Annotated in this window: 5 protein-coding genes; 2 read left to right on the plus strand and 3 right to left on the minus strand. The window is 64.4% G+C overall.

Annotated elements, in window-relative coordinates; all coding sequences use genetic code 11:
- Nucleotides 1-552 carry a DUF3617 domain-containing protein gene (locus HAP48_RS32885; RefSeq protein ID WP_166204018.1) on the plus strand — a complete coding sequence of 184 codons (552 nt, stop codon included), beginning with the start codon at nt 1-3 and terminating at the stop codon, nt 550-552.
- Nucleotides 553-594: 42 nt separating this feature from the next.
- Here HAP48_RS32885 and HAP48_RS32890 read toward each other — a convergent pair whose 3' ends face one another.
- Nucleotides 595-1,038, minus strand: a complete 444-nt coding sequence (locus HAP48_RS32890) for a hypothetical protein (protein WP_224496714.1) — start codon at nt 1,036-1,038, stop codon at nt 595-597.
- A 236-nt stretch (nt 1,039-1,274) separates the two neighbouring features.
- On the opposite strand from HAP48_RS32890, the gene HAP48_RS32895 reads away from it, so the two are divergent.
- Complete coding sequence (locus tag HAP48_RS32895; RefSeq protein WP_166204019.1) at nt 1,275-9,449, plus strand: beta strand repeat-containing protein; 8,175 nt, start codon at nt 1,275-1,277, stop codon at nt 9,447-9,449.
- A gap of 66 nt (nt 9,450-9,515) precedes the next feature.
- On the opposite strand, the gene HAP48_RS32900 is transcribed toward HAP48_RS32895, so the two are convergent.
- Nucleotides 9,516-10,529: a transglutaminase-like cysteine peptidase gene (locus tag HAP48_RS32900; RefSeq protein ID WP_166204020.1), complete on the minus strand. Its 1,014-nt coding sequence runs from the start codon at nt 10,527-10,529 to the stop codon at nt 9,516-9,518.
- 324 nt (nt 10,530-10,853) lie between these two features.
- Complete coding sequence (locus HAP48_RS32905; protein ID WP_166204021.1) at nt 10,854-12,104, minus strand: HlyD family type I secretion periplasmic adaptor subunit; 1,251 nt, start codon at nt 12,102-12,104, stop codon at nt 10,854-10,856.
- Nucleotides 12,105-12,110: the final 6 nt, after the last annotated feature.

Raw genomic sequence — 12,110 nt, forward strand, 5'->3', positions numbered from 1 at the left:
ATGACATCGCGTGAGGGCTTCGGGCCGTCGAAGGTCTTCGCATGCACGCTTGGCGTCGTGACCGCGCTTTCCGTGTTCGTGCTTGCCTCTCCGAGCGCCGTGGCGGAGGAGGGATTCAGCGGGCCGACCTTCCGAAAAGGGATGTGGCGCTTCGTGCGGACGCTGGAGATCGCTACGTCCTCGAACGTCCGGCAAAAGCTGCTCGAGCGCGAAATGACGCGCTGTGTCGATCCAACCCAGGCGATGAAGGCGACCTTCTCATCTCCATCAGTTGGAAATTGCCACTCCTCGCGGCCGGAGAAGATCAACAACAAATACGTCTTCTCCAACAGATGCGACTATCTGGGGCCGGTCAGCACCGTCATCACGGTTCTCAGCGACGAGGCCTATACCGAGGTCAACAAGACCAACGTTGGTCAGGCACCGCGGACCGATCGCGTGGTTGCCCGCCGGATCAGCGATTGCCATGAGGACCGGGCTTCGCTCGGCCAGCCGGCCGCAGAACCGGGTGAGGTGCTGCAGCAGGACAGTGCCGAGGGCGAGCCGCTCTAAGGCGGTCTGCGCGAGCGGGGCATCAGATCGCCCGCTGCGCCATCAGATCTTCTGCTGCCCGCCTGGCGCACTGACCTTGACGGTGATCTTCTGAATTTCGGTTCGGCCGCCCTGATACTTGACCTCGATGGTCAGGGCGTCATCGCCGAGGAATTCCGGCGGCGCCTTGTAGAAGGCGACATAGGCGGGCACCTCGAGCGCCAGGCAGGCCTTGTAGTTGGTGGCTTTCGCCTTTGCCGACTTCACCACGACCTTTCCGGCCGCCGGCGGAGTAACCAGGCGGATGGTCGGCAGCGGCCCCGACGTGCAATCAGGTAGCACGTTGAGATAGAGGCCGATCTGGGTGTCGCGGTTGGCCAGGGCCCGAACCTGGCGTTCGACCGTGGTCTCCTGCGGGACCGGTTGTGCCGGGGCTTGCGCGGCCGCCGCGCCGAAACAGCCCCAAATCAAGACAGCGGCAAAAGCCTGAAGAAGAATCACCCGCATCGACCGCTCCAAATCGCCGGCAAGGACGAACAGGGCCGGGCAAATACTGCCTTTCGGCCAAGTCAAACCACCTAAGCCGTTGTTCTTGCAGCTCCGGCATGTCGGATCTTTACCACACTCCAACGGAAAGCATTGATTAACCAAATACATTTCTTGACCGGGCGGAGGGTTAACAATAGCCTAAATCTAAATTTTTCTACAATTTTTCCTCTAATCGCATTTTTGCGGAGTTGATAATGCAGGGTTCGTTTCAGGTCGCGCAGGCTACCGGCACCGGCAATTCCACCAATTCGGCTCCCATCCGTATTTACAAGCTGACGAAGCCACTGACCGATCAGGCCGTCGTCATCAATCTCGGATACGACCAGAAGGCGAAGGTGGATTTCACATCGATCGCCAACGAAAAGATCACGCTGATCCATGTCGGCGAAAAGCTGATCATCCTGTTCGACAACCAGTCGACGGTCACGGTCGAGCCGTTCTTCGACTCCCGTGCGGATGGGCTCAACAACGTCACGATCGAGACGGCGCCCGGCCGCGACATCTCGGTCCAGGAATTTACGAGCCTGTTTCCGATCAGCACGGACACCTCCGTGTTGCCGGCGGCCGACAGTGGCGGCAACTCGAACGGCAACGCGCAGGCGAGCGGTGCGAATTTCAGTCCGTTCGTGGTTGATCCGCTGGCTCCCCCGCCTCTCAATGTGTTGGCGCCGCAGGAAGAACTGCCGCCTTCGGCGCCCGGCGGGCAGCCGGCGGGCACGCAGCAGGCCAGCTTCCAGCCTAACGAACCGACTCCGCCTTCCACCATTTCGCCTCCCACCATTTCCGGCAATCCACTGTCGGCGCTGATCGTCGACGAGAGCTTCCTCTCCGCGGCGACCAATCATGGCGTTGCCGGTTCGGGACTGGGCCCCGCAGGGGCAACGGTCGCGACTGTGCAGGTGTCGTTTGACGTCACGACGCCCGGCGGCCAGCAGTCGCTGACCTACGCGCTGTCGGTCACTTCGCCGAACGAAGATTCCGGTCTGATCGATACCGCGACCGGTCAGCACGTCCTGCTGACGGTGAACGCGGCCGGCGTCGTGGAAGGGCGCACGGCGGTTGGTGGCGATCTTGTCCTCACGGTCTCGGTAGACGCAACAGGCCACGTGACGCTGACCGATCTGCGCGCTGTTCATGAGGGAACACCGGGCGATTTCAATGAAGGGATTACGCTGGCGTCAGGCCTGATCACGCTGACCGCCACCGTGACTGACAACAACAACCAGACGGCAAGCGCGAGCGTCGATGTCGGTTCGCATCTGACGATCCTGGACGATGGTCCGGTGGCGGGCACCGTGACCGGCGCGACCGATACGCTGGTGCTGGACGAAACGCGCCCGGTCGGCAGCGACACCGCTGGCGGCACGGCGCCGACCGGCCTTGCCAGCGTGACGGCGGACTTCTCCAACAATTTCACCAGCGGTAGCTACGGTGCTGACGGGGCCGGCAGCACGGCCTACACGCTGAAGCTGACCGGCGTGAACGTGGCCTCCGGCCTCTACGCGCTCGACCCGACCGACACCAATCCGGCCCATTTCGGGCAGGGCGCGCAGATCGTGCTGAACCAGGTCGGTGACACCATCACCGGCTCGGCGAACGGCACGACCTACTTCACGATCACGATCAACGAGACGACCGGGATCGTCACGTTCACCCAGGTCAACAATATCTGGCACGCCGATCCGACCAACCCGGATGATGCCGCGACGCTGACCCTCTCCAGTGCCAGCCTGCTGCAGGTGGTGCAGACCATCACCGATGCGGACGGCGACAGCGCGACAACGCCGATCAACCTCGGCGGCGGCGTGTTCACGATTCAGGACAGCGGGCCGACGGCGGGCACGGTGATCGGCCTGCGGGAAGGGTTTGTGGACGCCCTGGTGCTGGACGAGTCGCGCCCGGTTGGCAGCGACACCGCGGGCGGCATTTCGCCGACCGGGCTTGCCAGCGTGACGGCGGACTTCTCTCTCCACTTCACCGCCGGCAGCTACGGCAGCGACGGCCCGGGCAACACGGCCTATACGCTGAAGCTGACAGGCGCGAATGTCGCCTCCGGCCTGTACGCGCTTGATCCGACGGACACGACCACCGCTGACGGCGATGGCATCGGGCAGGGCGCGCAGATCGTCCTGAACCAGGTCGGCAACACCATCACCGGCTCGGTCGGCGCGACGACCTATTTCACGATCACGATCGACCCGTCGACGGGGATCGTGACGTTCACCCAGTCGGACAATATCTGGCACTCGGACCCGAAGAATCCGGACGATGCGGCGACGCTGACGCTGTCGAGCGCCAATCTGCTGCAGGTGGTGCAGACCATCACCGACGCGGACGGCGACCACGTGACGACGCCGCTCAACGTCGGCACCGGTGTGTTCGTCATCCAGGACAGCGGCCCGACCGCGGGCACGGTGACCGGTGCGATCGACACGCTCGTGCTGGACGAGACGCGTCCCGTTGGCTCGGACACCGCCGGCGGCACGGCGCCGACCGGCCTCGACACCGTAACGGCGGACTTCTCGCACAACTTCACCGGCGGCAGCTATGGCAGCGACGGCGCGGGCCATACGGCCTACACGCTGAACCTCGCCGGCGTGAACGTGGCCTCCGGCCTCTACGCGCTTGATGCGACCGACACCACCACTGCTGACGGCGACGGCATCGGGCAGGGCGCGCAGATTCTGCTGAACCAGGTCGGCAACACGATCACCGGCTCGGTCGGTGCGACCACCTACTTCACGATCACGATCGACCCGTCGACCGGGATCGTCACCTTCACGCAGTCGAACAATATCTGGCATTCCGACCCGACCAATCCGGACGATGCCGCGACGCTGACGCTGTCGGCTGCCAATCTGCTGCAACTGGTGCAGACCATCACCGACGCGGACGGCGACAGCGTGACGACGCCGCTCGATCTCGGCGCTGGCGTATTCACGATCCAGGACAGCGGCCCGACCGCGGGCACGGTGACCGGCCCGACCGATACGCTTGTGCTCGACGAGACGCGTCCCGTTGGTACCGACACCGCGGGCGGCACCGCGCCGACCGGCCTCGACACCGTGACGGCCGACTTCTCCAACAACTTCACCGGCGGCAGCTACGGCAGCGATGGTGCGGGCAATACGGCCTACACGCTGAAGCTGACAGGCGCGAACGTGGCCTCCGGCCTCTTTGCGCTCGATCCGACCGACACCGACCCGGCCCATTTCGGGCAGGGCGCGCAGATCGTGCTGAACCAGTCCGGTGACACCATCACCGGCTCGGTCGGCGCGACCACCTATTTCACGATCACGATCGACGAGACGACCGGGATCGTGACGTTCACGCAGCTCAACAATATCTGGCATTCCGATCCGAACAATCCGGATGATGCGGCGACGCTGACATTGTCGGCTGCGAACCTGCTGCAAGTGGTGCAGACCATCACCGATGCGGACGGCGATCACGTGACGACGCCGCTCGATCTCGGCGCTGGCGTATTCACGATCCAGGACAGCGGCCCGACCGCGGGCACGGTGACCGGCCCGACCGACACGCTTGTGCTCGACGAGACGCGTCCTGTTGGCACCGACACCGCGGGTGGCACGGCGCCGACCGGCCTCGACACCGTGACGGCAGACTTCTCCAACAACTTCACCGGCGGCAGCTACGGCAGCGATGGTGCGGGCAACACGGCCTACACGCTGAAGCTGACCGGCGCGAACGTGGCCTCCGGCCTCTACGCGCTGGATCCGACCGATACCGACCCGGCCCATTTCGGGCAGGGTGCCCAGATCGTGCTGAACCAGGTGGGTGACACCATCACCGGTTCGGTCGGCGCGACCACCTATTTCACGATCACGATCGATGAGACGACCGGGATCGTGACGTTCACCCAGCTCAACAACATCTGGCATTCCGATCCGACCAATCCGGATGACGCCGCGACGCTGACATTGTCGGCTGCGAACCTGCTGCAAGTGGTGCAGACCATCACTGACGCGGACGGCGACCACGTGGCGACGCCGCTCGACCTCGGCAGCGGTGTGTTCACGATCCAGGACAGCGGTCCGACCGCCGGCACCGTGATTGCGGCGGCGGATACGTTGGTGCTGGACGAGACCCGTCCCGTCGGCACCGATACAGCGGGCGGCACGGCGCCGACCGGCCTCGACGCCGTGACGGCGGACTTCTCGAACAACTTCACCGGCGGCAGCTACGGCAGCGACGGTCCCGGCAACACCGCCTACACGCTGAAGCTGACCGGCGTGAACGTGGCCTCCGGCCTCTACGCGCTGGATCCGACCGACACCGACCCGGCTCACTTCGGGCAGGGCGCGCAGATCGTGCTGAACCAGGTCGGTGACACGATCACCGGTTCGGTCGGCGCGACGACCTACTTCACGATCACGATCAACGAGACGACCGGGATCGTGACGTTCACACAGTCGAACAACATCTGGCATTCCGATCCGACCAATCCGGATGACGCCGCGACGCTGACGCTGTCGAGCGCCAATTTGCTGCAGGTGGTGCAGACCATCACCGATGCCGACGGCGACCACGTGACGACGCCGCTCAACCTCGGCAGCGGTGTGTTCACGATCCAGGACAGCGGTCCGACCGCCGGCACCGTGATTGCGGCGGCGGATACATTGGTTCTGGACGAGACCCGTCCTGTCGGCACGGACACGGCGGGCGGCACGGCACCGACCGGCCTCGACACTGTGACGGCAGACTTCTCGAACAACTTCTCGGCCGGCAGCTACGGCAGCGACGGTCCCGGCAACACCGCCTACACGCTGAAGCTGACCGGCGTGAACGTGGCTTCCGGCCTCTACGCCCTTGATCCGACCGACACCGACCCGGCTCACTTCGGGCAGGGCGCGCAGATCGTGCTGAACCAGGTCGGTGACACGATCACCGGTTCGGTCGGCGCGACGACCTACTTCACGATCACGATCAACGAGACGACCGGGATCGTGACGTTCACACAGTCGAACAACATCTGGCATTCCGATCCGACCAATCCGGATGACGCCGCGACGCTGACGCTGTCGAGCGCCAACCTGCTGCAGGTGGTGCAGACCATCACCGACGCGGACGGCGACCACGTGGCGACGCCGCTCGATCTCGGCAGCGGTGTGTTCACGATCCAGGACAGCGGCCCGACCGCGGGCACGGTGACCGGTCCGACCGATACGCTGGTGCTGGACGAGACGCGGCCGGTTGGTACCGATACCGCAGGCAGCACCGCGCCGACCGGTCTTGCCAGCGTGACGGCGGACTTCTCCAACAACTTCACCGGCGGCAGCTACGGCAGCGATGGTGCGGGCAACACGGCCTACACGCTGAAGCTCACTGGCGTGAACGTCCTGTCGGGGCTCTTTGCCCTTGATCCGACCGACACCAACCCGGCCCATTTCGGGCAGGGTGCCCAGATCGTGCTGAACCAGGTCGGTGACACCATCACCGGCTCGGTCGGTGCGACGACCTACTTCACGATCACGATCAACGAGACGACGGGGATCGTGACCTTCACGCAGGTTAACAACATCTGGCACGCCGATCCGACCAATCCGGATGACGCCGCGACGCTGACCCTGTCGGCAGCCAATTTGCTGCAGGTGGTGCAGACCATCACCGACGCCGACGGCGACCACGTGACGACGCCGCTCAACCTCGGCACCGGCGTGTTCACGATCCAGGACAGCGGCCCGACGGCGGGCACGGTGACCGGCCCGACCGATACGCTGGTGCTCGACGAGACCCGTCCTGTCGGCACGGATACCGCGGGCGGCACCACACCGACCGGCCTTGCCAGCGTGACGGCGGACTTCTCCAACAACTTCACCGGCGGCAGCTACGGCAGCGACGGTCCGGGCAACACGGCCTATACGCTGAAGCTGACCGGCGCGAATGTGGCCTCGGGCCTCTACGCGCTCGATGCGACCGACAAGACCACCGCCGACGGCGATGGCATCGGCCAGGGTGCACAGATCGTGCTGAACCAGTCCGGTAACACCATCATCGGCTCGGTTGGCGCGACGGTCTACTTCACCATCACGATCGATCCGACGACCGGGATCGTGACGTTCACGCAGTCGAACAACATCTGGCACTCCGATCCGAACAATCCGGACGATGCCGCGACGCTGACCCTGTCGGCGGCCAATCTGCTGCAGGTGGTGCAGACCATTACCGATGCGGACGGCGACAGCGTGTCGACGTCACTTGACCTCGGCACCGGCGTGTTCACGATCCAGGACAGCGGTCCGACGGCGCCGACGGCAACGGTCAGCGCAGCAACGCTCGGCGTGGACGAGACGCCCGGCGTGCAGACCATCGGCGGCGCGAGCGACGTAGTTGGCAGCACTGCGATCACGTTCAACGGTTCGGCCACCACGGTCGCCGGGCTGTTCGCGACGGTCGCGAGCAAGGGCGTCGACACTGACGTGTCGTCGGCGGTGCTGGACAACGGTGCACTCAGCTTTGCGTCGACCGGCGCGAGCAGCGTCCTGTCCTTGACCGGAGGGAGCTATGGCTCGGACGGTGCGGGATCGACCGTCTACGCGCTGTCCCTCCTCAGTGCGGCGTCAGGCCTGACGCTGACGGACGGCACGGCGATCACACTGTCGCTGGACGGCAGCGGCCGGATCATCGGTACGGTGGGCGCGGATGCTGCCAACCCCAGCCTGACGGGTCAAACGGCGTTCGCGATCGCCATCGATCCGACGACCGGTCAGCTCTATGTGGCGGACTACCTCTCGCTCCACCACAACAGCACCGCCAGTCCGAACGATGTTCTGACGATGGCGGCCGGCAAGATCGGCGCGACCGTCACGTTGACGGATGCCGACGGCGATCATGTGACGGCTTCCGCCGACATCAGCACCCACATCAGCTTCCTCGACGACGGCCCGACCCTCGGCGCATTCGTCAACGGGACGCTGCCGAACGACATCGGCTCGGTGAACGGCACCTTTGCCGTCAATTTCGGAGCTGACGGTTTCGGTGGGTTCACGCTCACGGGGCCAGCCATCTCGGGCATCACCTACTCGACTGTCGCCTTGACCGATGCCGGTGGTCACGTGATCGGCTCGGAGTTGATCGGATCGGCCGGCGCAACGCAGGTGTTCGATCTGAAGGTGTTCGAGGACGGCACCTACACGTTCGATCTGCTGCATCCGCAGGCGTCGACGTCGGTCAGCAGCAGCCTCACGAATTTGGCCAGCGGGCACGTTCCGTGGGCCGAACTTTCCGACGGAAGCATCGAGTTCACTTCGCCGGGCGACATCAACTCTTCAACGAATGGTCTTGGCGTCGGAAACAACTTCCTCAACGGCGGCGAAACCTTCACGATGGAGTTCCACGTCCCAGGAACCGGCGTGGGCGTTGACGACGCACCCGGGACGAACCCGCAGTTTGTGGATGCCGTGAACTTCACCATTAATTCCGGTAACCCGGGGGATATGGTGTCATGGATCGCGACTGACACGGTCCATGGAACGACCCAGTCCGGGACGGCGACTGTGGATGCCTCGGGGACGCACCTGCTGATCGACCCGACGATCTCATTCAATACGCTTCAGATCACGGGCGTCGGCAACGAATCCATTCGCCTGCTGGCGGCATCCATATCGAAGACGGTTCTGCCGTCCGACCAAAACCTCACATTCGGTATCGTGGCCACCGATGGAGACGGCGATTCCACGGCGTCATCCTCGCTGGGCATTCACGTCGTCGCCGGCGATTCCAGCGGCAACTTTACATTGACGGGCGGCGCCACGGCCGACGTCATTGCCACGAGCTCTCACACCGACACCGTCAACGGCGGTGCCGGCACCGATATCGTCGACTATCGGGACGATACGGTCGGCGTCACGGTCAACCTGACGACTGGTCTCGGTTCTGGTGGTACTGGCAGCACCGCCGTCGGCGATACATACACCTCGATCGAGGGTATTCTCGGCGGCAGCGGCAACGATACCCTGACTGGCCTCGCTGCGGGCGGCACCTACTTCGACGGTGGCGCCGGAAGTGACACGCTGAACGGCGGTGCCGGAAACGACACCTTCGTCCTGACGCTCAATGGCGGTGGACACGACACCATCAACAACTTCAACGGATTGTCCGACCAAATCTTCGTCAATCTCGGCGACAATCTGTCGATCGGCCAAGCGTCCACGGTCGACGCGTCCAACTTCCATGTCGGTGACGAGACCCAGGCAGCGACGTGGAATGGCGGTACGGGCAAGGAGTTCGTGTTCAATACCACGACCCACGAATTGTGGTACTCGGCCAACGGTACCGGCACGGACAAGGTGGACCTTGCCCATGTCAGCACCGGTGTGCCGGCCGCGGCGAACGTTCACGTCTACTGATCGGCCCTGACAAGTTCTCCTAACCTCGCCGAAATTTTCGGCGAGGTTTGTTTTTGCCAGCGAGCGCTACATCAGCACGGGCAGGAAGCCGGTGGGGGGGCTCGCCGCATCAAGCGGATCCACCCCGGTCCATTCGGCGTCCGTCGCATTGGCGGCCGCCGGCGCGGCGTCGGCCTCGCCATCGAGCGGGAAACGCTTGGCGTAGGGCGCCGCGAACAATTGCACACCATGGTCGTTGATCGCAAACATCGGCGTGAAGTTGCCGAGCTCGCCGTCGTCGATTAGTTCGGAGCGGCGGCTGTCGAGGATCAGCCAATGGCCATCCAGGCGCGCCGCCAGCACGGCATGATCCTGGAGGATGGCGCGGTCGCGGCCCAGCACCAGGCGCAGATCCTCGCGCGGGAAGCCGGCTTCGCCGAGCGCGACGTATTTCGCGATCGCGTAGTCCTCGCAATCGCCCTTGCCGGTCGCAAAGGTGGCGAGCGGGGCGGTCCAGCGGTCGGCCTCGCCGTGCTGGGCGAAGTCGCTGACATAGCGGATCGTCTGGTTGACGGCGCGGTTGGCCTCGTCCAGCCGGTCGCGGCCGGACTTGGACTTGACCGCGCCGATCAGGCGGAGGAATTGTGCGGCATGCGACGGGCAGCCGGCGGCGTTCTCCCGGCACTGCTCGAGGATGGTCCGCTCCCTGGCGAGGTCGGATTCGAGGCCGCGCCATTTGCGCCAGAGGCTGTTCTCCGGCGCGCGGAAGGTGAACAGGCCAAACGGCTCGGTGCCTTCGGGCGGAAGCGGCTTCGCCGCTGGCATTGCGTCGGTCGCAGTATCCAGCGGGGTGAGCGCGGCGGTGCGGATCGCGTTCGGACCACGGCCGCGCTGCCGGTCGAGCTTGGCCAGAACGTCGCTGATGGTGAAGAAGGTGGCCGGCGGGCGGTTTGATGCTGCGTCCGAAGCCGGCGCGAGCTCGCCGGCGCCGTCGCCGAGCGTGAGCTCGTCCGCAGCAAACGCTGATGGCGCCGTGCAAAGACTTATCGACAGTGCAGCCACGGCGATGACCGCCGACGCGGCAGACTTCAACAACTTCATATGACGTCCCCACTATCGGGGACCGTCAACGTCTATGCGTCGATCTGCGTCCCCGCTGTTATCGGGATGCAGACTGGCGCGCGCGCCGCTTAAGCGGGGTTAAGTGGAGAGGGGCGGTGCCGGGAATGTCGGAAAGGCGGTCAATCCAGGGTTTGCCCGTTCGTTCGAAATTGAACGATCAAAAGTCACGATCGGTTAACCACGCAATCCGCCAAAGCGTTTTCGAGCGAAGTGGACACCGGTTCGCGTGAAGAAAACGCGTCAAACCAGGAATCTAGAGCTTCGGTTCTGATTCAACCAGAACCGAAAATGCTCTGGTCCCGATCAGCGTTCGCGCAGGGCCTCGTCGCGCAGCAGGCGCGCGGGCTTCACGATGTAGTCCAGCACCGACTTCTCGCCGGTCAGCACCTCGACCGTGGCCACCATTCCCGGAATGATCGGATGCGGATTCTGCTCGGTGCCGAGATGGTTTTTGTCGGTGCGCACCATGACCCGATAGAAGGTCTCCGGACGTTCGGTCTTTTCCGCCTTGTCGTCGACGATGGTGTCGGCGCTGATGCGTTCAACCTTGCCCTTCAGCGATCCGTAGACCGAGGAATCATAGGCGCTGATCTTCACCACCGCGTCCTGGTTGGGGCGGATGAACGCGATGTCCTGGGGACGAATCCGCCCCTCGACCAGCAGCGTGTCGTCCAGCGGCACGATATCCATCAGATTGGCGCCCGGCTGTACGACGGCACCGACCGTGCTGACGTTCAGCTTGTTGACGATGCCGTGGACCGGTGCCTTCAGGTCGGTGCGGCGCACCCGGTCCTGGGCGGACTTGATGTTCTCGTCGAGCACGGCGAGATCGCCGCGCGATTTGGCCAGATCCTCGTCGGCTTGCGAGCGGAAGGAGGCGGTGATGTTCGCGATCTTCGATTGCGCCTCGGCGAGCTGTCCCTTCATCTCGGTGGCCTGCCGGTCCAGCCGCAGCATCTCGATCTCGGGCACGACCTTCTGCTCATAGAGCTTGCGCGTCAGGCTCTGCTCGCGTTCCAGAAGCTTGAGGGAGCCGGAGAGGCGGGTGACCTGCTGATTGAGGACATCGATGTCCTGCGCGACCTTCTGGGCCCGCATCTTGAACACGCTGGCCTCGGTCGCAACGGCGGCCGGAGCCACCGTGTCGACTTGATCCGGAAAGGTGATCTCGCTTCGCCCGCGCGCCTCGGTTTCGAGCCGAGCCACCCGCGCCGCCATCGCCGCGCGACGCTCGCGGATTTCGCCGAACTCGGAAGCGAACTTCGTGTCGTCGATGCGCATCAGGGACTGGCCCTGCTGAACGATGTCGCCTTCCCGCACCAGGATATCGCCGACGATGCCACCTTCGAGCGACTGAACCACCTGCATCTGCCGCGACGGCACGACGCGCCCGCTGCCGCGCTTGACCTCGTCGAGCACGGCAAAGTGCGCCCAGGTCAGGAACGTCGCAAGCAGCGCGCAGGACGTCCACAGCAGCATGCGGGAGGTGCGGGGCGTGCGCAACAACGCCGCGGACCGGATATCATTTGCGAACGCAAAATCGGAAGACGCCATAATATT

It is taken from the genome of Bradyrhizobium septentrionale (genome assembly GCF_011516645.4).
Lineage (GTDB): Bacteria > Pseudomonadota > Alphaproteobacteria > Rhizobiales > Xanthobacteraceae > Bradyrhizobium > Bradyrhizobium septentrionale.